This is a genomic window from Streptomyces broussonetiae, from assembly GCF_009796285.1.
Lineage (GTDB): Bacteria > Actinomycetota > Actinomycetes > Streptomycetales > Streptomycetaceae > Streptomyces > Streptomyces broussonetiae.
Map to the genome: position 1 here is coordinate 607204 of NZ_CP047020.1, position 19591 is coordinate 626794.

Genomic DNA, 19591 nt, shown 5'->3' on the forward strand with positions numbered 1-19591 from the left:
CACGGAAGAAGACGACACACGAAGGGAAGGCCGCCGGAGGGTGGCCCGTTGGTCACACAGGGGTGCACGGATCGCTAGACGCAATGTCTTTGCTTTAAGGTGGGTCCCATGAGCAGGCAGATGGTGCGCCCCGGTGGGCGCAGTGCCCGGGTCCAGGCGGCAGTGCACGCCGCCGTGCGCGAACTCGCCTCGGAGGTGGGCCGCGACGCGCTGACGGTACCGATGATCGCCCAGCGCGCGGGGGTGACCCCGTCGACCATCTACCGTCGCTGGGGGGACCTGCAGGAGTTGTTGTCGGACGTGGCGGTCGAGCGGTTGCGGCCGGACACCGCACCCGGGGACCACGGTGCGCTGCCCTCCGATCTGGCGGCCTGGGCCGAACAGTTCCTCGACGAGATGTCCTCCCCCTCCGGCCGCGCCTACATCCGCGACGCCCTGCTCGGCGACCCGGACGGCGGCAACGCCGGTCTTTGCTCCGCCTACGCCGCCGAACAGGTCGACGTCATCCTCAGCCGCGCGACCGCGCGCGGGGAGGAGGCACCGGGCGTCGAGACGGTCATGGACCACGTTGTGGCCCCCCTGATGTACCGCATCCTCTTCCGTCCGGACGGACTCGACGCCGCGTACGCCCGCCAACTCGTGGCAGCAGTCCTCGTCCCGACGGCCGATCACCGGGAGGAGAAGCTGCATGATCAGTGACCAGAGGTGGGGTGGTCGTTGATCACGCGGTGCAGCGGGCGTTGACGAGGCCAGGACAGGTGGCAGAGCACCGCGTCCACGGAGCTGGGCGCGGGATGGGCGTGGCACCGCCGTCGGCCGGTCGTCGAGAGGATGCGGAGTACTCGCGACCCCGCATTCGGAAGCGTGTGTGCCGCAAGGCGCATGACCGTGACAGGACTCGCTCGAAGCGGATGACCCTTTCGACGCTGAACGCGCCCGGCTCGGTCCGCACCAAGGCCCGGCAACGCCGACGCGAGCGCAGCGGTCGCGTCATACCTGTGGCCCGTAAGCTGCGCTTACCAACGAGACCTCCAGATGAGGCAGTTGTCTGGGGTTGAGCTGAGGAGCCGCAGAACGTACGGCTCGATCAGGATGTGGAGGCGAGCAGTCCCAGGTCGAACATGGCGTTGAGGTTGCCCTGGTCCGCCTCGTCCTGCCAGGCGGCGCGGGCCACGTCCGGGTAGCCCGCCTGCTCGGCGTTGAAGCCGATCTGCCGACGCGCCCCCAGGTCGGCCGCCGCGACCATCACCGGCCAGACCTCCGGCGGAATAGTGCCCCAGTTGATGTCCAGGTGGCCGGCGAGGACATCGGAGGCCCGGTAGGCGTCGACGCGGCCCATGGCCTGCCCGTACGGGCTCAGCAGCGCGATTTCGGTGTGCGGGAAGACGGGTTCGCACGCCCACGCGAGGGCGTCATCGAACCAGGCGCCGTCCGCCGCGGCCCGCTGCCTTCCGTTGAGGAACGCGGGCGCCACCGCCTCCAGGAAGCCGGCGGGCACAGTGAGCCGGTGCCCGGCGCTGCGGGCGGTGACGGCCGCCGTGATCAGCGCCTTGCCGCATGGCTGGTCGGCGGTGTTCCAGCGGTGCAGCAGTTCCGGGACACCGGCGAGGGCCTGGGGCAGGCTGAAGTCGCCTTTGTGCCGTAGCGCGTTGGCGATACGCGGGTCGATGGCGGCCGCGGCCGCGGCTCGCTCCCACTCGGCCGACCGGAACGCCGCGAGGTCGAACCGCTGGGCCATGGCGAGTACCTCGCGGGCGTTGCGGGAGGACGCGCGGACCTCCTCCAGGAGGCTCCCGGCCGGGTCGTCGCCGCGGCCGCCGCCCTCGGGCCCCGGGCCGACCGCGCGCAGCCGCTCGTAGACGTCCGGCCACATGGTGCCGACGATGATCACGGGCGGTGCGGCTTCGGTGAGCAGGCCCCGTACCGTCGTGGCGGCCAGCGGAGCCAGGCCGACCAGGGCGGACGATTCCTGTCGTGCGTCCCGGCGGGTGGCTGTCTTGCGCGATGCCGCTGAACCGGCTCGTCAGTACCTCAGAGGGCGGAATTTCGGCCACTGCAGCTTCAGGTCGCCCACCTCAAAGGAGCCGTCTCGCGAGACATGTACGTCACGAAGAACACCAGCACGGCCACCTCGTTCCCCGCGCCGCCGGCGACGGCCTCGCCCTTCCCTGGACCGACCCCACCCGCGAACAGGAGCCCACCCCATGAATCGTCCCTCCCTCTTTCGCCGCTGCGCCAACGCGCCCGGCGCCCCCCGAGGATCGAGCGTCGTCGACGCAGTCCGCACGATGTTCGCCGCCCGCAACAACCGGCGGCCGTGGACGCCGAGCCGCAACCAGGACGTCGCCGTACGCGTCGACCCGTTCATCGAGCGCGCGCACCCCCTCCCCGGGCGACGACCACGGCCCCGACCCGATCGCCGTCGCCCTGGTCCGCCCCGATGCCCTGCACGCCGAGGCCTACCTCCACGGCGACAAGCTCGGCTACACCACCAAGGGTTGGCCGCGCTGCGAGACGGCCACGATCCTCGGCATCCGGCAGCCCGCCTACGCGATACTCCCCCACGCCGTCACCGGCCTGCCCCCTCCCCAAGAACGTCGGCGTGATCCCCGCCCACTACGGCGTCCACGTCGAAGCCCGTCGCAGCGACAACACCGGCTTGGACTCATGTGACGATCCGTCGATGGATGTCACCACGCTTGTGTAATATCCAAATGCGGTCACTGGTCATTACTCGGAGAGGTGTCTGGATGCTGGAACTCGCGCGCTCATGGGTCGACGGATGGACCGTCTCGCGGGGAGCACCGAAGCCGGTGGACGAGCCGTGGGGGCTGAGCATCCGGGTCGGGCTGCCGGCCCAGGCGGTCCGTCACGTCCTGCTCGACGCCGATGTCGAGACCGCCCGCGGACTCGTCGCCGCAATCACCGAACCGACCACCTGCATCAAGGCCTTTCTGGAACCGGACGTCATGGAGCCGTGGTTCTCGCCCGAGTGGGAGCCGACCGATCCCGGCTTCCTGATGGCCGCCGACCTGCGCCCGTCCGCCGTGCGCGTGCCCGGCGGTTACACAGCCACCACCGAGACCGCCGACGATGTCACAAGCGTGCGCATTCTGACCGCCGACGGGAAGCTCGCCGCGCGCGGTCAAATCGGCCTGACAGGCACCGCCTGCGTCTTCGACCAGATCATCACCGAGGAGGCTCACCAGCGCCTCGGCCTCGGGACGGTCGTGATGGGCACACTCACCAACGCGGCCATCGAGAACGGTGTGGCCACCGGCCTCCTGGGCGCGACCGTCCAAGGCCGGGCGCTCTACGAAACGCTCGACTGGAAGGTCCTCGCACCGCTGACCGGCTTCATTCACAGGCCCGTCGCTCCCTGAATCGCCACCCGGGTCCCGGAACGGTTCCACGTGCCAGGGGGCGAGTTGCGGCGACACATTCAACAGGTCTCCGGTCTTCGCATGCACAGCGGTAGCTAGGGAGTCGAGATCGCTGCTTCACACACCGACCACGGACTCCCGGGGCCGAAGGTGGTCCCGGGTCGGCCCCTCACCTTGCACCGCGGCGAACAGAACACCGCGTCCGAGCAGTGGTCGACGCCGGCCATCCACCGAGCCCCGCGCTCCGGGCACTCCACCTCGCCCATGCCGCCCTGAACGGCCGCCAGGCGCCGGCCCAGCCTCCGTTCGCGGGATGCTAGAACCATCCGCATGCGAGTCCCGGCACGCACAGCACGGCCAACCCGGCCAGCGCGCATGCGACGGGGGACACAACCACGACCAGCACCACGGGTATCAGGAACGCGTCGAGAGACGTGTCCGTGGTGTTCCCCTCGCCGGGCACCGCCCAGACCGTGCGGCTCGGTCTGGGCTTCTCCGTGCTCTCGTGGTACCGCACGCGCCCCTGCACATCGGTGAACTCATAGACGTGGACGGTCGAGGTCGTGGTTCGGTAGGAGTGGCTGGAGGCGTTGTAGGCACGGTGGTGCGCATCTCGGCGTTCACATAGCGGGCCTCGAAGTGGACGCCGTGCCGCCACGCCCGCCACATGTTGCTCAGGAGACTGACGGCGCCCAAGAGCATCGTGCCGGTCGCCAACCAGAGGGCGAGGCCCATCACGGTCACCAGGGCCGCTGCGCCACGGTGGACGGACAGCAGGTATACGAACTGCGTGAGGCAGACCGCCACCAGTCCGCCCGCCGACCACCATACGGCCACAGCGCTCCGCACCTTCTCGGGCGTGGCAGAGACCGCCTCCACTGCCGTGGCGGGCGCCAGGTGGCGGTTGACGGCAGTCGCGAAGGCGACGGCGTCGTTGCTTCTGCAGCGCAGGACGAACACCGACGGTTTCTCGGACTCGGGGACGGTGGACTCGACACGCAGGGTGTACCTCAGGCCGCGTTCACGCACGGCCGACACCCTGAGGACAGAGCCGTACGGGATGTGGTGCAGGACGGCCCCTCCCCGTTCCCACGCGATCCCGGACTCGGTCAACCGTCCTGTCGTACGACCAGACCGGGCGACCACTGCCGGCGGTGTTGCGGATGCGGAACTCGACATGGCTGCGCCCTTCCCCCAGTGCTTGGCCCCAGCGCGGCGGGCTGCTCGTCGCCAGCGGCGTTCCCCAAGCGGCAGCTGCCACTGAACGGCGGTGCGTTGGCCTCTTGCTCGTGGCGCCCGGCCCGGAGTTCAGGGACCCGCAGAGTCATCACTGAACCGTGCACGGCTCCCCAGCGGAGATCACGTGGCCCACTCCGTCCAAGCGGATCACTGCTCCTCGTCGTTGTGGGCGTAGACCTTCAGCACGGGAACGCCGACCTTGTGGCGGGCCCGGCTCGCCCAGTCCCGATGCAAGAACTCCTCGACAAGATGCGGGGCGGTCAGGACGATCACCTCGTCGGCGTGCGTCTCTTCCACCACCGACCTGAGGAGATCCAGGGCGTGGCCGTCGACCAGCTGGCCCACGGCCTCGCTGCCGGCAGCCCGCAGGCTCAGGAGCGTGTGCTCCAGAGCCAGGGCGGCGGGTCGGCGGGCCTCCTCGCCTTCGGGTTCATCAGCCTCATGAATCGCTTGCTGAAGTTCTCCGAGCGCGACGTCGTCAATGGCGCGCAGCAACCGGTCCTCGGCGCCTCGTGGCTGCATCAGGACGACGAAGGACACTTCGTCGTCGTGGAGGGTGGTGACGAACTCGACATCCGCTGCGGACACCGGCTGCTCGACCATCAGAACGCTCGTGAACACCGTGGGCCTTCCGTCAGCACACCCCAGACGGGTGCGAACGGCGAGTAACGATAGCGCCGCGGCTCGTTCTTGATCCATGTTCCGCTGAAGCCGGCCTCGATTTCCACTCGCCTGCTCTGAACGGTCGTTCCCGGCTGCTTCAGCGACAGGCCGCCAAGGTGGCCTCGCGGTCGGAGGGACTGCGATATCCGAGGCTGCTGTCCAGTGGCTGCACGATGCGCCAGCCCTCGATCCGCTCGAACACCGCGGTGTGGGCGACGGCCCGGCTCGGCCAGGGGCGTTCGCCGTTGAATTCGTTCTTGAGGGTGGCAAAGAACGACTCGGCCAGCGCACTGTCCCAGCACTGACCGGTGCGGCCGACCGGACACCCGCCAAGAACCGACGGGCTTTCAGGTCGACCTCCCTGGAGAGCCAGGCACGCATATATGATCATGACAATGCCGTCTGCTGTACGTGACTGACCGCGGAGACCCGTCATGCGCATGCGTAAAACCCTGGCCGCCGGCCTCACGATCGCCGCGAGCGTCGCCGCGATGTTCGTCGCGCCCGCGGCGTACGCCGGATACCCGTTCCCCTACCAGTGCCAGTACAGCAAGTACAACAGCGACTGGGTGTTCAGTGGGGGCTTCGGGACCGCCTCCGGCGAGACCATCTGCGTCAACGACACCTACGAACTCGCCACGCAGACCGACGGCAACTTTGTCCTCTACAACCGCAACGCCAGCCCCATCTGGGCCTCAGGCACCTGGAACCACTCCGGCGCGACCGCCACGTTCCAGACCGACGGCAACCTCGTCGTCTACGCACCGAACGGCGGCCCGGCACTGTGGGCCTCGGGTACCTACGGCAACCCTGGCTCGACATTCGCCTTCCAGCAGGACGGCAACCTCGTGATCTACGGCTCCTCCCACCAAGTGCTGTGGGCCAGTGGCACGAACGGCCGCTGAGCCCCGGAGCATGACCGACAGCTGAGCCGGCCTCGGCTCCACGCCGCAGCTCAGAAGCAGCGCCACCACAGCCGTACCCCCGGGCGGCACACATCGCAGGCGAGCCGCAGTGCGGTGCCCCCGACCCGAGTCCCGGCGGCTCCAAGCCGACCGGGGCTACGACTTCGACAAGTACCGCCCGCGGTTGGGCCGAGTACCACTGGGCCGTCCTGCTGGACGACATCGACAAGGACCCCGCCGGCGCCCTCCCTCGCTACGAGACAGCTCTCGAGATCGCTACGAAGTCCGGTGACGGCTACTTCGAGTCCTACATCATCCGGCACCTCGCACCCCACAAGGACCCTGCCGGGCGGATCGCGATGCTGCGCCGCTCACTCCACCTGCGCGCCGCGCTCGGCGCCCGGCCCCGGACAATCGCCGCGCAGGCTCTCCTCACCGACAACCTCCCCGAAGACGACCCCGAACGCGCCGAGCTCATGCGGACGTTCCGCCCGGGTGCGCAAGAACTGCACATCGGCTGGCTCCTGTCCGAGGACTGATTCGCCGAGCGCCCCGGCCCCGAGCAAAGTGCGGCGGGACCGGCCACCCAAGGCCTCTACCTCATCCCCCGCCCCGAGACAGCGCGATGCGGGCCGGGAAAAGCTGCGCCGGAGCATCAAACCCGCCTCGCCGTTGGCCCAGTCCTGGGTCAGAAGCCCCCGTTGAGGTCGTACCAGTCCCGCTGCAGCACCCGGTACTTGGCCAGGGAGCCCTTGCCATTGCCCACGTACAGCCGCAGCTGGTTCGACGTCGGCCCGGCGTCGGGGTTCTCGAATCCGTCCTGAGTGGCGGCGACCAGGTCAAGTCGCCCGTCACCGTCGACGTCACCGATGCCGAGGAGGGCCGACATCTGGCCCCAGCCGCTGCTGCCGATGAGCTTCCGGGTGCCGAGGGACCCGCGTCCGTTGCCGGGGTACAGCCACAGCCTGCCCGAGGTGTCACGAGCGATCAGGTCGCCGTGGCCGTCACCGTTGAGGTCGCCCGGTGCGGTCAAGGCGTTGACGGACTTCCAGCCGCCGCCCATGGACGTACGGGTGCCGAAGGTGCCGTGGCCGGTGCCCGGGTAGAGCCACAGGGTGCCGGAGGAGTCGCGGGCGAGGAGGTCGCCGTGGCCATCGTGCCCCAGGTCGCCGGTGGCGGTGATGGTGGCCATCGACTTCCAGCCGCCGCCGAGGTCCTTTCGGGCGCCGAACCTGCCCTTGCCGGTGCCCGGGTAGAACCACAGCGTGCCCGAGGAGTCGCGGGCTATCAGGTCTTCGGTGCCGTCGCCGTTGAGGTCGCCGTGCCGGGTGAGGGCGGTCATGGAGTTCCAGCCGCCGCTGACCAGCGCGCCGTCCCCGGTGCCGGAGACGAACCAGAGCCGGCCGCTGCGGTCCCGGGACAGCAGGTCCGCGCGGCCGTCGCCGTTCAGGTCGCCGAACCCGGGCGCGCTCGGGGCGGGCTCCGCGTACCACCCGGCGTAGGGGGTGTCGTCGCATTCCCGCTCGTTGGGAACGAACTTGAGGGAACTGATGTTCCTGTCGAGGTCCTGAGAGTAGCTGGTGGCGCCCTGGCCCGGAGCGTCGCTGAAGAAGGTGCCGGCGCCGCCGAAGTTCGGGTCGGTGTAGAGGCAGGCAAAGCTGGGCGTGCGGTTCCAGAACGAGCGGATTCTGTTGTCCCACGAGCCCATCGTGGGCATGTCGGCGCGGGCCTTCACCATGGAGCCGGTCTCGCTCGTACCGCTCCACCCGCACAGGTAGCCGGACGGGCAGGCGCTCGCCGACGTGGTGGCGGCCTGCGCGGGCACGGCGGGCGTCACCGCGGCCAGAGCCAGGCTCCCCGCCGTCACGACCAGCTGTCTGAGGCGTCTGTTCACCTTGGTCCCTTCTGGATTCGGTTGCAACAGGATGAGCGCACTGTATGCCCGGCTGCGTGCTGCACCGTGAGCGCGGTCCGGATTCAACTCGCACGGTGGGCGGGGCGTTGGTGGTAGCGGTTCGGCGACGACTCCCTGCTGAGTTCCCAGGATTGATGTCGGCCGTTGGGTGAGTGCGGGTCCGGTGCCGGTGGGGCGGCCGGCGATACGTTCGGGGTGGAGCTGGATGTGGCAAAGGCCCAGGCGGAGGGTGCGTTCGAGGTGCTCGTCGTCGTTGAACGCGGTGTTGGCCAGTGGGCTGTGCCGTAACAGCGACCGGACGCCCTCGACGGAGTTCGACGCCGGTGTGTTCGAGGCGAGTTGGACGATGGCCGGCCAGTCGTGTGCGGCCGCGTGGTCTCACGTCCCGGCGGCCGGCGGGTGTTGAGATCGTCCCAGATCAAAACAATGGGAGCTTGTAGCTGGGTACGGGCGCTGACGACCGCTGTCGGCGCCTTCCGGCCCGGGCATCAGCTGTTCGCGGCCTGTCCCATGACACCGGGCGCGCCGGTGCCCTTGCGGTCGGGGTCGAAGTGGGCCGGGATGTGCCGGAAGAAGAAGTTGTGGATCAGGCGGGCCGAGGACTTGCTGTCCCCGAAGTACTCCTGGGCCTGGTGGAACTGGCCGGGGTCGAACAGCACGAGCCGGTTCGGCACCATCGCCACCGAGACCAGCTCCCGCCAGCGGGCGACGTCCCCGCCATCGGCCAGTATCTCCTGGGCGTCCGGACGGCCCCGCAGCTCGAAGAAGTGCCGTACGCCCGTGCGCCGGTGGGCATAGAGGGAGGTGCCGCCGCGACATTGTTCCGCCGTGTTGAGATACAGCACACCCGCCCAGCGGGCCTCGTCCACGTGGATGCGGGCACCTCGGTGCAGGTTGACCTTCCAGTCCATCGCCGAGGACATGTGCAGATGGTTGGCGATCAGTTCCTTCCGGCTCCCGGGGCCGAGCACCTCGCAGATCCGGCCGATGGCCGCCTCCTCCATCCAGCGGGGTGCCTGCGCCGTGCGGTAGGCGAAGGCGCTGTCCGTCCGCGGGGTGAAGTCACAGCCCAGGGCGGCCGCCCGGGCGCGGTCGAAATCGGCGTACACGTCGTCCACGACGACGACGGAGGCGTGGTCGATGCCGGTGACGGTCACTGCGAGGCTCCTTCGAGGTCATGGACGACGACGGCCGGGCACCTGCGGATGAACTCCGTCACCTCCGCCACGGCCCGGCGGGAGGCGGCCTGGCAGAACCGCTCCACATGGCCGACCGGGTAACTGCTGTGGGTCACGGCCGCCAGCTCGCGCAGGCGGTCGGCCAGCCGCAGGCCGTGCCGGGCGTCGGCCCGGGTGTCGTACGTTCCGGTCTGGATCAGCAACGGCGGCAACGGGCCGGCGGGCAGCGGCAGATGCAGGGGGGACAGCGCGGTGAGCGCGCTCAGCTGGTCGGTGCGGGACGGGTCGCCGAGCATGCCCGTCCAGTGCCGGCCGATGCCGAGATACGGGAAGCCCACCAGGTCGGTGACCGGGAAGCGCAGGATCCAGCCGTCGAACAGTTCGGGCTCCAGCAACACCGCGCGTGCGGCCCCGACCGCACCCATGCTGTGCCCGAGCACCAGAAGCGGGCGCCGCGCCCCGCTCTCCTCACGCAGCAGACGGGCCGCGTGCAGGAGGTCGTTGTAGCCGCGTTCCCCGCCGGGAACCCGATGGGCGGGCACCAGCGACCGTGTGCCCACCCGGGCGAGCGTCAGCTGCCCCGCGCGGGCCAGTTCCTCCAGGGCGCGTTCCAGGGGCGCGTTGGCCAGAGCGGTCAGCCCGCCGTGCTCCAGGAGCAGGACGGGGCCCGCGGTGCCGGACAGCTGCACCGGGAGCCGGTTGCCGTCGCCCGCCCGGCAGTACCGGGTGGTGCGCGGCACCGGTGCGGGCCACTCGGTCGCACTCAGCGCGCGCGGCCGGTCCTCGCCGTCCAGCAACAGTTCCATCCTGCCTTCCGCGGTGCCGTCCGGCCGCCGGGAGACCCGCAGCCACAGGGCGCAGTCCCCGGCGGGCGAGGCGGCCACCTCCGGGAACGAGTCACCGGGCCGCCCTCCGGCCACCAGACGCGCCTGGAGCGTGTCACCGTCGACCCGGTACAGGGCCTCCGCCCCGCGCCCGGCGACCGTGCGGACGAGCAGGGCGCGCCGCGTGGCCCAGGCCCAGGCCACTGCCGTCCCTTCGGGAAGGACGACGCGCTCGCCTCCCTCCTTGCCGCCGGGCAGCCCCGCGCGCAGTACGGCCCTGGGCGTGCCCAGCGCCTCACCGTGCCACCAGCGGTCCGCGCCCGGCAGCATGCGGGTGCGCGGGGTCGACGCCGCCGACACAGTGGTGAGTCCGGGCCGTCCGGTGGCCGGGTCCAGACGCAGCAGGCGCTGCGTCGTGCGGCCGTGCGCGGTCGAGCGGACCAGTACGGCTGCGGGATCCCCCGTAGCCTCCACGCTCACCAGGGCAAGGGGGCCGTCGTCCAGGGCCACGGCGCGGTCGTACGCGAAGGGTTCACCGGTACGGTGCACCGCCACCCTGAGCCCGTCCACCGGAGGGTCGTCCAGCCGGGCACCCGGTGCGAAGCCCGTGTACACGAACCCGGGCCCCGCCGTACCGCCGGTGGCCGACGGCACGCGCTCCAGGTGTACCAGGCTGGGGCGGCGTGCGAGCACTGCGTCCGGGGCGGCGGGCTCCCGGAGGTAGCCGTAGTCTCCGCCGGGATGGCCGTACAGGACGGCCGACGGACCCGTGTCGGCCGGGTGGACGGCCAGCGGGGTGAGGCCGTCGGGCCCCTCCGGGAGGTCGACGGCGTGGACTCCCGTCGCGTCCCCGCGCAGCAGGCGGGCCCCCGCGTGCGTGTCCAGCCACCAGTAGCCCGCCGTGCCGACGGTCACCAGGCCGTGCACGGCCACCGGCCCGCCGGGACTCTCGTCGATCGCCCGCATCCCGCTCACCCCTGCTCGTTGGAGGCCAGTTCGTGCCGCCCGGAGGCCAGACGCAGGGCGCCCGCCACCAGCAGCGCGGCCGCCAGACACCCCGCGACGGCCTGTCCCGGGAAGCTGTCGGTGGCGGGGGAACGGACCAGCAGCACACAGTAGGTGAAGGGGTTCACGGCCGCGAGCACCCGCATGAAGGCCGGAAGGTCGTCCAGGGAGTAGAACAGGGGCGCCGTCATGACCAGCGGCAGACTGAACAACGACGTCATCAGGTCACGCTTGCTGTAACTGTTGATTCCGAACCCCAGGGCGCAGCCCGTCAGCACGGTCAGCACGCACACCAGCACGGCCAGGCCGGCCATCCGCAGGTCCTGGACGGGGCTGCCCCGTCCGAGCAGTTGCTTGAGCACGAGGATGGCCGCGATCTGCACGGTGGCGACCAGGGTGTTGGCCGCGAGGATCGAGCCGATGTACTGCGGGAACGAGACATCGGTGGTCCGGGCGACGGCGTACACGCCCCACTTGCGGTCGTTGGCCACATCGCCCATGCACCAGAACAGGGCGCGGATGGCGATCACGACGAGTACGCCCGCGTAGGCGAAGTCGTCGTACGGCATGCCGTCGATGCGGGCGCCGGCCACGAGCGTGTTGAGGCCGGTGACCATGAACAGGAAGTAGGCGGGGGCCTCGATGACCCGGCTGAGATGGCTGGTGCGCCAGTTCCACACACTGAGCAGGTGGAAGCGGGCCAGTGTCAGGGACGTCTTCACTGCTGCACCATCACACTCTCGGGGGCGGGGATCCGTTCGGCGTAGCGCGCGAGATAGACATCGCGCAGGGACTGCTTCTCGGCGCTGAGGTCCTGCACCTGGAGTTCGGACGGCAGCCAGGCGAGGACCGGGCGCAGTCCGGTGGCGAGCGGCACCTGCACGGACAGGCCGGCCCGGTCCGCGTCGGTCTCCAGGGTCCACTGCGGGGGCAGGTCGCGGGCGAGTCGGTCCGGGTACGGCTCCGGCATCGGCTCGGCGAACACCACGCTCACCTTCATGGTGGCCCCCGCCCGGCGAACGAACTCCTGGATCGGCAGATGCGCGCGCAGCCGGCCCTCGTCCAGCAGCACGAGGTCGGAAGCGGTGCGTTCGACGGCATCCAGGTCGTGCGAGGAGACCAGCACCGTGGCACCCGCGGCGGCGCGCTCGCGCAGATACTCCATCACGACCTCACCGGCCGCAGGGTCCAGGCCCGCCGTCGGCTCGTCCAGCACATAGACCGCGGCGTCGGCCACCAGGGCGCGGCCGATCTGCACCCGCTGCAGCTGCCCGCCGGAGATGTACTCCGCCTGCTGGGAACTGACCTTGTCCAGGTCGAGCAGTTCCAGCACCCGGTCGATGGACGACGACGGCGTGCCGGTCAGCCGGGCGACCAGCTCGATGTTCTGCCGGACCGTCAGCGACCAGTCGATCATGGTGCGCTGCGGTGACCACATCAGCCTGCCACGCCCGATGTCGGTGGCGACCGTGCCGGACGTGGGACGGATCAGCCCCGAGACGATGTTCAGCAGCGTCGACTTGCCCGCTCCGTTGTGGCCCACCACGGCCAGCAGGGTGCCGGGTTCCACGGCGAAGGAGACGCCGGACAGGGCCTCCGTCCCCGTACGGTAGCGCTTGGTGATCTGATCGACGGTCAGGCTAGGCACCGAAGTACTCCTCCACAAGGTCAGCGCCCGCCTGTTCGCCGCCCTCGGCGGGCAGTGTCAGCAGGCTCCGTGCTCGGTCGGGCGCGAGCGCGCCGCTGAGCCAGGACCAGGCCCCGGCCGGCCACACACGCGGTGCGGGGCCGCCGGTGGTGAGGGCCGGCGCCGCCGCGCGCGAGCGCCGTACCGCGACCAGGCGCACCGGCTGGAGACGGCGTCCGACGGGCACCACCGCACCCAGGCTCTCCGGCCGGGCGAGCACCACTTCGCCGCTCACCGTGCAGAAGGAGCGGCGCTGTTCCAGCCCGGCCAGTGTCCCCTCGCGCATCGCGGCCAGCGTACGGCCCCGCACCCCGGTCGGCGTGAGATACGGCCGTGCCGCACCCGTGGCGCGCTCCACGACGAGCAGTTGGTCCGAGGCGAGGGCCCATCCGCGGGCCAGGAGCGCCAGGCCGAGGCTGGTCTTGCCGCTGTGCGGTTCGCCGTGGAAGGCCAGACAGCACCCTTCGCGCTCGAGCACGGTGGCCTGTACGGCGGCGACGCTCTCACGCATGGCCCGGAACGGCGGCAGCGGTGACGGCACCGACGACCAGCGGGTGAACCGCCGCTCCTCGATCAGCTCGCCACCCGGCTCGGCGCTCAACCGGAACGACTTGGGCGCGTCGTCCTTGGCCAGCAGTGACCGAAGGAAGCCGCCCTCGCCGGCGGACAGTTCGACCCGGCACCGCGGTCGCGCGCCGGGCTCCGCGCGATGCGGACCGAAGAAGAAGTCGAGGTCGGTGGCGTCCGCGGGGGCACATCGGACGCACACCACGGTGCCGAAGAAGTCGAGCAGCCGCTCGGCGCCCCAGGGGTCCCGCGGCGGATCAGGCGGCATGGGCGTCTCCGTCTCCGGTGTGCTGTCGGCACACGGCCAGGAGTTCTTCCAGGTGCCGGTGGGGATTCCAGGTGACGCGCGAGGTGGGGCCGTCGGTCTGTACGGTGAAACGGTCGCCGTGCGTCAGGTGCAGACGCCAGGCCAGGCGGAGCGGTCGGCCGTCCGGGGCGCACCGGCCGAGGCGCTCGGGCCGCACCATCCAGGTGTGGCCCCACCGGGTGGGCAGGCGCGGCGCGTCGGCCAGCTGGGCGGCATCCAGCCACGGCAGCAGGGGCAGACTGCGCTCGCGCACGCCGACCGGTCGGCCGTAGTAGTACAGCCGCTGGTCCCGCCGGTCCGTCACCAGCAGGTCGTCGGAGACGAACTGCCAATTCCGGCGCAGGAGATGCACGAGGACCACCGACTTGCCGGCTCCGCTGGCCCCGGTGACCGCGAGTGCTCGGGCGCTGCCGTCGGGTGCGGCGAGTGCGGCCCCGTGCCGGATGCGTACGAGGTCGCGCAGCGGGGGCAGGCCGAAGGGCGGCACGGGTGAGGGCAGCCGGGCACGCGTGCCCCACTCCTCGTACAGCCGCCACGGACCGGGGGGCGTGCGCCACCGGACACGTTTGGTGGTGGCCGTACCGAGCGCAGTGGTGAAGGCACGGCCGTCCTCGGTCTCCAGATGCACTGTCAGCGCGGCGCGGGAGTCTTCCGGTACGAGGTGATCGCTGAGGTAGTAGCGCAGGTGGGCGGCGTCGGCGGGGTCCGGGCAGCGGAACTCCACGGTGACGTCCAGGAATCGGGCGAGCACGGCCGTGCCGTCGTGATCAGGCATCGAGGCCGACCTCCATCCCCTGTTCCCGCTGCCACGCGGTGAGTTCCTCGCTGATTTCCCGCCGGTCCGCCTGGTAGTCCGGCTCCTCGAAGGGCATGCCCCGGACCCGGCTCGGAATCAGGGAGCAGGCATGCTCCTGCGGGCTGAGGAGGCTGTCGAACATCCGCCAGGGGAACTCGACGCTCAGCCCGAGGTCGGCGCGCTCGTCCCACAGTCCGCTGCCGGGACGCAGCTCGCACTCGGTGAGGTACTTGGGCGCCGGCAGCCCCGCCCTGCGGTGGGCGCGGATCTCGCCGAGCAGCCGTCGGCGGTGGTCGGGCGTCTCCTTCGGGTGTCCGATCATCACGCCCCACACGCTGTGCATCCCGAACTCCCGGGCCGCATGGAGCATGCGGACGCCCTCCTCGACGGTCTGCCGTTTGTTCATCAGGTCGAGGTGGTCATCGAGCAGGGTCTCGATGCCGAGCTGGACGGTCACCCGGCCCAGCGCGGCCAGGCGGCGCAGCCGCTCCCTGCCGAAGTCAGGCCTGATCTCGCAGAACACGCGGTAGTCGTGCCGCTCTCCGGTGTCGGCCACCGCCTGGACCAGTCGCGGGGGCAGGGCGGTGTCGAGGAACTGGAACCGGCGCTGCCCGTAGGTCCGTGCCAGATGTGCCATCTCCGCCAGGACGCGCCCGGGGTCGTGCATCTTGAACCGGGCGTCGTAGGAGTCGTTGAAGTTGCAGAAGTCGCAGCGGTCCCAGTAGCAGCCACGCGATACCTCCATGCTCACCACCAGCCGGTCGCGCAGCCACGGCCGCCGCAGGCCCGCCTCCACGAGGGCGGACTGCTCCGCGTAGGCGTCCTTGAAGGTGTGTGCCCGTCCGGTGACGAGCCGGCGCCGGCCGTCCAGGGCGTGGTGTACGGCGTCGCCGAGTACGTCCTCGGCCTCGCCGTACACCACGAGGTCCACCTCCTCGTGCAGCGTGAGGATGTCGCGGGCGATGTGGAGGGAGCCGAAGTAGCCGCCGAGGATCACACGCGGCCGGGGCACACCCCTCTCCCGTGCCAGGCGCGCGACGCGGCGGGCCAGCAACAGGCTGGACAGCAGCTGGAAATGCGTGCTCGTCAGGCAGAGCACCTCGGTTGCGACGACACGCTCGGCAAGCCGGTCGAGGTAGCCGTCGAACAGCTCCCGCAGCCGCGCCTCGTCCTCGGCCGGGGCGAGGAACTCCTTGTGGGCCAGGTCCTCGCGTTCCGCCCGGAGCGCGGCGGTCGGCACCGACCACAGCGGCAGCAGCGCGACGTCGGCGGCGAAGTGCCGGTTGGTGAACAGCTTGTACGCGTTCTCCGTCAGGCCCCGGCTCCGGGCGTGGGCGTAGAACTCCATGTGGGCCGGCAGGAACCGGGCCCGGCAGCCCAGTTCGCGCAGCCGCCGGGTGATGAGGACGCCCGGATAACAGGTCGCGAAAGGCGTGAAGAAGGGCAGCGAGATCACGGCCACGTTCGCCGCGGGTGCCGTGCGGGCCACCGGCAGCAGCGGCAGGCGGGCGGGGCTCTGCGTCATCGGTGTCCTTCCGTGCGCGCCCTCGGGGCGTGGTGTGCGCGATGATGGGTGCGGGTCCGGTGCACCGGCTTGGCCCCGGTGCACCGGCCCCGGCCCGTGCGGGCGGGTCAGTCCACGACGAACTGCTTGTGCAGGCCGGATGCCATGATGGCCTCCTCGATGGTGGGCTCGAAGAATCCGTCGTCCTCGAACTCCACCTCCGCCTCCGCCTCCGCGGTGTTGAGCTGCTCCTCTGCCATGCGGTTCACCTCCTCTCGGCCAGTGGGTTGCGTGACCTGTCCGGCGTTTCGACGGACAGGAGCCGGTTGACCAGCAGCCGCCACACGAAGGTGCGCAGCCGCGGTTCGGATCCGGGCGCGCAGCGCGCGGCCAGGTCGGTCCAGGTGACACCCTCGTCGGCGGCGACGAGGCGGGCCGCTGCGGCGCCCGAGGCGGACAGCCGCAGCCGTTGACCGGTGATCCGCGAGGTCAGGAAGACCTCGGTGCCCTCGGTGATCAGCTGGGTGCCGGGGCCGAGGCGCAGGAGCAGATCGCCGGTCAGGTGGGCGGCGGAGGTCAGCAGTCCCAGGCCCGGTTCGGCGGGTTCCAGGCACCGGTGGTGCAGCGCGGCCCGCATCAGCGAACGCTCGGCGGAGTCGCGGCACAGCTCGGCGGCGGTCGCGGGCAGACCGTCCAGCAGTCTGCTGGGGAGACTGAACAGGGCGCCGTCCCGGGGCTCGTACAGCAGGGTCCGCTCCCCTTCGCGGAGCCGGACGACCCAGTCCCCGGCCGGGCGCAGAACCGTGCGCTCCCAGTGCGGTCCGGGGCAGGGAACCGCAGGCGGACCGTCGTCGCCGCGCTCGCCCGGGCGCCGGGCGGCCGCCCGCAGGAAGACGACCTCCTCGGCGGGCCGGTCCTGGTCGCCGAGGGTCCCTCCGAGGATGCGTTCGGCTCGGGCGGCGACGTCCCGGTCCTCCGCGCTCACCGGTTCGGTGAGCTTGCCCACGTAGTCGTAGCGCAGTGCCATCTGCAGGTCGTCGCCCGGGTCCTGGTGGAGCACCCGTACCTGGTAGTCGCCTGGCGCGGCGGCGACCGGGGAGAGGGCGTCCAGGACGAACGGGCCGATCCCGAAGGTGCTGTCCGGCACCGCGTACCGCTCGCGGGAGCGGGCCAGCGTGGCCGCCGCGAACTCCACCGTACGTGCCGTCTGCCAGCGCGCCTCGCCCGGGAACCCGGCGATCCCGAACAGGTGCACGCTGATGCCTGAGGCCAGCAGCGCGTCGAGGTTGGGCGCGATCCACGGCAGCTTGATGTCCTTGCGCATGCGGTCCAGGACGTCCTGGTTGTACGACTCCAGTCCCAGGTCGAGACGGCGGCAGCCGGCCTTGTACAGCGCGTCCGTCAGTCGGCGGTCGATCGTCGGCGAGAAACGGGTCTCGCCGTACCAGCGGTAGTCACGGTCTGCGAGCCCGTGCGCGAGCGCCCGCATGCTGCGGACGGTCAGGATCTCGTCCACGAACTGGAAGAAGCGGGTGCCGTGGCGCCGGTGCAGCTCGTCCATCTCGACGACGACGGCCTGCGGTGCGCGGATACGGAACTTGTCGGAGGCGAAGGGGATCGCGCAGAAGGCGCACTTCCAGGCACAGCTGCGGGAGGCGATCACCGGGAGTACCGGGCCCGGGGCCAGATAGCCGTCGGCCAGCGGGTGGTCGGTGAAGTCGGGTACGGGCAGCTCGGCCAGCGAGGCGGTCGCGGACGGGCTCCGGTGCAGCTCGTCGCCGTCCGGTACGACGATGCCGGGGACGCCGTGCAGCGGACGGCCGGACAGCAGCCGGTCGACGAGGTCGACGATGGACTCCTCGCCCTCGTAGCACACCAGGGAGTCGACCAGTGTGAAGAACGGGTGGCCCGGCCACAGCCGGTCGGCGATCCGGGTGACGAAGTTCCCCCCGACGGTGATGTGCACCTCGGGCCGCTCGCGTCTGATGAGACGCGCGGCGGTCAGCGCGGCGATCAGCTGGGAGTCGGCGGACACGGAGAGGCCGACGACCTCCAGGTCCGGCAGCGCGCGCAGCCGGGGTACCAGGACGCGCTCGAAGACGTGCACGTACGGGTTGTGCACTGCGTCGGCCACGGCGCGTACGACCTGGCGGCTGGAGACGGGACGGTGACGCAGGTCGAACCGGTCGAAGCTCAGCTCCGCGCCCGGGGTCAGGGCCGCGATGCCGTCGAGGACGGCCTGGCAGACGGCCGTCGCGGCGCGGTGGCCGTCGACGTCGGTGATGCTCTGCGGTGAGCGCAGGAAGGCCACCGCGCGGTCCACCGACGAGCGGGCCGCCTCGAACTGGTCGCGGGCCCGGGTGCCGAGTGCCTGGTCGCGCTCGGCGGCATACGCCCCGGCACCGTCCGGACTGAGCAGATGTCGCATCGTCTCGGCCGACAGGTCCAGCGCGGAGGCGGCCACGTGGTGCCGGCGCAGCACCGCCAGGAGCAGGGGCACGGCGAGGTGTGGGGCGTACGGGTTCCACAGCGGCGGGTTGATCAGCAGCACCCGGGACGGGACGGGCCGGTCGTGCGGGAGCGTGGGGTTGTGCGCGGACATGGGCTCACCTCGCCCTCTTGTGGGGGAATCGGTCGGGGTGTGGTGCGGCGCGGGATTTCAGGAACGGTCGGTGTAGGTGCCTTCGCCGTTCCAACGGGTGATACGGCCCGGTACGAAGGATTCCCGTACCGTGCTCTCCCCCGGTGTCCAGGGTTGTCCCAGGAGGCGGCGCGTCAATTCCTCGAGAGGGCTTTTCTCCTCCGGGTCGTCCGTGAGATTCATGGGCTCGGCGAGGGCGACGACCGGGTTGGAGATGAATCTGGGCCGGCCTCGGGGATTGGGTGCCGACTGGTGTGCGGTCAGCGGATGCAGGATCCAGGCGTCGCCCGCATTTCCGGTGAGGGAAAGGTGGTCCGCCGGACTGCCGATGTAATCCCGGGCGGGAATGTGCGCACTGGTCAGTCCGGCCGGATGGCGGGCCAGATGGCGAAGGATGTCCGCCGTGGCCGAGGGCGCGGCACGGGTGGCTCCCTCGCCTTCGCCTGCGTCGGACCACAGGACGAACAACAGCAGTGCCTGTTCGGGGCTGTCGGGATGGTGTACGAAGAAGTCACCGTCCACATGCCAGCTCTCGGACAGTCGCGTGGTGCGGAAATTGCAGATCAGGGCGTTGCTTAGGCGGGCTGGCCGACTGATCCGACCGGCGCCGCCGAGCAGAGTGCACACGGTCGACCAGAGCACCGGGGCCACGTCCGCGAGGTCCGCGACGCGGCTCGGAGGCAGCGAGGTGAGGCCCGTCGGCACGGTGAGCCGTCCGTCCGTGGTCAGCCCCTCGCGCCGGAGCGTGGTGTCGAACAGCGTCCGGAGGCGCGATCCAGGCGTGAGGTCCACGGCATTTCTTACCCGGACGTATCCGTCCCGAAGGAAAGTGGACGCGATTTTCTCGGATGAACTCGCGGAGGTGCATGCGCTCTCGGAAAGACGAGAAAGCGACCCAGAAACATTCGTCAACGGAGCCCCCGTTACTCATTTGACCGAACGTCGCGAGGCTAGCAGCGCTCCGTTCGCAGCGTCCA

Annotated in this window: 18 protein-coding genes; 4 read left to right on the forward strand and 14 right to left on the reverse strand. The window is 70.8% G+C overall.

Going from position 1 to position 19591, the window contains the following annotated elements; genetic code table 11:
• The first annotated feature begins 108 nt into the window (after positions 1-108).
• On the forward strand, positions 109-699 hold the full coding sequence (locus tag GQF42_RS03040; protein ID WP_158917361.1) for a TetR/AcrR family transcriptional regulator: 591 nt from the start codon (positions 109-111) through the stop codon (positions 697-699).
• Positions 700-1087: 388 nt separating this feature from the next.
• Here the strand turns inward: GQF42_RS03040 and GQF42_RS03045 are convergent, their stop codons facing one another.
• Positions 1088-1891 (reverse strand): hypothetical protein, encoded by an 804-nt coding sequence (locus GQF42_RS03045; RefSeq protein WP_158917363.1) that lies wholly within the window; start codon positions 1889-1891, stop codon positions 1088-1090.
• A gap of 859 nt (positions 1892-2750) precedes the next feature.
• Here GQF42_RS03045 and GQF42_RS03050 point away from each other — a divergent pair.
• A complete protein-coding gene (locus GQF42_RS03050) occupies positions 2751-3383 on the forward strand; it encodes a GNAT family N-acetyltransferase (RefSeq protein WP_158917365.1) in 633 nt (210 codons plus the stop codon).
• A 1386-nt stretch (positions 3384-4769) separates the two neighbouring features.
• On the opposite strand, the gene GQF42_RS03055 is transcribed toward GQF42_RS03050, so the two are convergent.
• Together GQF42_RS03055 and GQF42_RS45550 are read right to left on the reverse strand one after the other, a co-directional pair.
• Positions 4770-5243 (reverse strand): indole-3-glycerol phosphate synthase, encoded by a 474-nt coding sequence (locus GQF42_RS03055; RefSeq protein ID WP_158917367.1) that lies wholly within the window; start codon positions 5241-5243, stop codon positions 4770-4772.
• A gap of 139 nt (positions 5244-5382) precedes the next feature.
• Positions 5383-5727 carry a hypothetical protein gene (locus tag GQF42_RS45550; protein ID WP_158917369.1) on the reverse strand — a complete coding sequence of 115 codons (345 nt, stop codon included), beginning with the start codon at positions 5725-5727 and terminating at the stop codon, positions 5383-5385.
• Here GQF42_RS45550 and GQF42_RS03065 point away from each other — a divergent pair.
• Both GQF42_RS03065 and GQF42_RS44745 read left to right on the forward strand, forming a co-directional pair.
• Positions 5720-6190 (forward strand): hypothetical protein, encoded by a 471-nt coding sequence (locus GQF42_RS03065; protein ID WP_158917371.1) that lies wholly within the window; start codon positions 5720-5722, stop codon positions 6188-6190. The genes GQF42_RS45550 and GQF42_RS03065 overlap by 8 nt on opposite strands.
• A gap of 359 nt (positions 6191-6549) precedes the next feature.
• Positions 6550-6729, forward strand: a complete 180-nt coding sequence (locus tag GQF42_RS44745) for a hypothetical protein (RefSeq protein WP_199272550.1) — start codon at positions 6550-6552, stop codon at positions 6727-6729.
• Positions 6730-6878: 149 nt separating this feature from the next.
• Here GQF42_RS44745 and GQF42_RS03075 read toward each other — a convergent pair whose 3' ends face one another.
• The 11 genes from GQF42_RS03075 to GQF42_RS03120 all read right to left on the reverse strand — a co-directional run bounded on the left by GQF42_RS03075 (position 6879) and on the right by GQF42_RS03120 (position 19406).
• Positions 6879-8084: an FG-GAP-like repeat-containing protein gene (locus GQF42_RS03075; RefSeq protein WP_158917373.1), complete on the reverse strand. Its 1206-nt coding sequence runs from the start codon at positions 8082-8084 to the stop codon at positions 6879-6881.
• Between the two features lie 509 nt (positions 8085-8593).
• Complete coding sequence (locus tag GQF42_RS03080) at positions 8594-9262, reverse strand: DUF6445 family protein (protein ID WP_158917375.1); 669 nt, start codon at positions 9260-9262, stop codon at positions 8594-8596.
• On the reverse strand, positions 9259-11073 hold the full coding sequence (locus tag GQF42_RS03085; protein WP_158917377.1) for an alpha/beta hydrolase family protein: 1815 nt from the start codon (positions 11071-11073) through the stop codon (positions 9259-9261). The genes GQF42_RS03080 and GQF42_RS03085 overlap by 4 nt, the downstream gene beginning before the upstream one ends.
• Before the next feature lie 5 nt (positions 11074-11078).
• Entirely contained in the window at positions 11079-11834 is a 756-nt protein-coding gene (locus GQF42_RS03090; RefSeq protein WP_158917379.1) for an ABC transporter permease, read from the reverse strand.
• Positions 11831-12760: an ABC transporter ATP-binding protein gene (locus GQF42_RS03095; protein WP_158917381.1), complete on the reverse strand. Its 930-nt coding sequence runs from the start codon at positions 12758-12760 to the stop codon at positions 11831-11833. Before GQF42_RS03095 ends, GQF42_RS03090 begins: the two co-directional genes overlap by 4 nt.
• The gene (locus GQF42_RS03100; RefSeq protein WP_158917383.1) at positions 12753-13634 is read right to left on the reverse strand and encodes a hypothetical protein; all 882 of its coding nucleotides are present in this window, start codon (positions 13632-13634) and stop codon (positions 12753-12755) included. The genes GQF42_RS03095 and GQF42_RS03100 overlap by 8 nt, the downstream gene beginning before the upstream one ends.
• A complete protein-coding gene (locus GQF42_RS03105; protein ID WP_158917385.1) occupies positions 13624-14448 on the reverse strand; it encodes a phosphoenolpyruvate carboxykinase (ATP) in 825 nt (274 codons plus the stop codon). The genes GQF42_RS03100 and GQF42_RS03105 overlap by 11 nt, the downstream gene beginning before the upstream one ends.
• A complete protein-coding gene (locus tag GQF42_RS03110; protein ID WP_158917387.1) occupies positions 14441-15994 on the reverse strand; it encodes a B12-binding domain-containing radical SAM protein in 1554 nt (517 codons plus the stop codon). The genes GQF42_RS03105 and GQF42_RS03110 overlap by 8 nt, the downstream gene beginning before the upstream one ends.
• Before the next feature lie 107 nt (positions 15995-16101).
• Complete coding sequence (locus tag GQF42_RS46840) at positions 16102-16233, reverse strand: hypothetical protein (protein WP_267906118.1); 132 nt, start codon at positions 16231-16233, stop codon at positions 16102-16104.
• A 5-nt stretch (positions 16234-16238) separates the two neighbouring features.
• On the reverse strand, positions 16239-18575 hold the full coding sequence (locus GQF42_RS03115) for a B12-binding domain-containing radical SAM protein (RefSeq protein ID WP_158917389.1): 2337 nt from the start codon (positions 18573-18575) through the stop codon (positions 16239-16241).
• 57 nt (positions 18576-18632) lie between these two features.
• Positions 18633-19406, reverse strand: a complete 774-nt coding sequence (locus tag GQF42_RS03120) for a phytanoyl-CoA dioxygenase family protein (protein WP_158917391.1) — start codon at positions 19404-19406, stop codon at positions 18633-18635.
• Positions 19407-19591 lie beyond the last annotated feature (185 nt).

What these genes read in the sequence shown, in the direction of transcription:
- GQF42_RS03040 (WP_158917361.1), top strand. Translation starts at nt 109, where the DNA reads ATGAGCAGGCAGATGGTGCGCCCCGGTGGGCGCAGTGCCCGGGTCCAG.
- GQF42_RS03050 (WP_158917365.1), top strand. Translation starts at nt 2,751, where the DNA reads ATGCTGGAACTCGCGCGCTCATGGGTCGACGGATGGACCGTCTCGCGG.
- GQF42_RS03065 (WP_158917371.1), top strand. Translation starts at nt 5,720, where the DNA reads ATGCGCATGCGTAAAACCCTGGCCGCCGGCCTCACGATCGCCGCGAGC.
- GQF42_RS45550 (WP_158917369.1), bottom strand. Translation starts at nt 5,727, where the DNA reads ATGCGCATGACGGGTCTCCGCGGTCAGTCACGTACAGCAGACGGCATT.
- GQF42_RS44745 (WP_199272550.1), top strand. Translation starts at nt 6,550, where the DNA reads ATGCTGCGCCGCTCACTCCACCTGCGCGCCGCGCTCGGCGCCCGGCCC.
- GQF42_RS03085 (WP_158917377.1), bottom strand. Translation starts at nt 11,073, where the DNA reads ATGCGGGCGATCGACGAGAGTCCCGGCGGGCCGGTGGCCGTGCACGGC.
- GQF42_RS03100 (WP_158917383.1), bottom strand. Translation starts at nt 13,634, where the DNA reads ATGCCGCCTGATCCGCCGCGGGACCCCTGGGGCGCCGAGCGGCTGCTC.
- GQF42_RS03105 (WP_158917385.1), bottom strand. Translation starts at nt 14,448, where the DNA reads ATGCCTGATCACGACGGCACGGCCGTGCTCGCCCGATTCCTGGACGTC.
- GQF42_RS03110 (WP_158917387.1), bottom strand. Translation starts at nt 15,994, where the DNA reads ATGACGCAGAGCCCCGCCCGCCTGCCGCTGCTGCCGGTGGCCCGCACG.
- GQF42_RS46840 (WP_267906118.1), bottom strand. Translation starts at nt 16,233, where the DNA reads ATGGCAGAGGAGCAGCTCAACACCGCGGAGGCGGAGGCGGAGGTGGAG.
- GQF42_RS03115 (WP_158917389.1), bottom strand. Translation starts at nt 18,575, where the DNA reads ATGTCCGCGCACAACCCCACGCTCCCGCACGACCGGCCCGTCCCGTCC.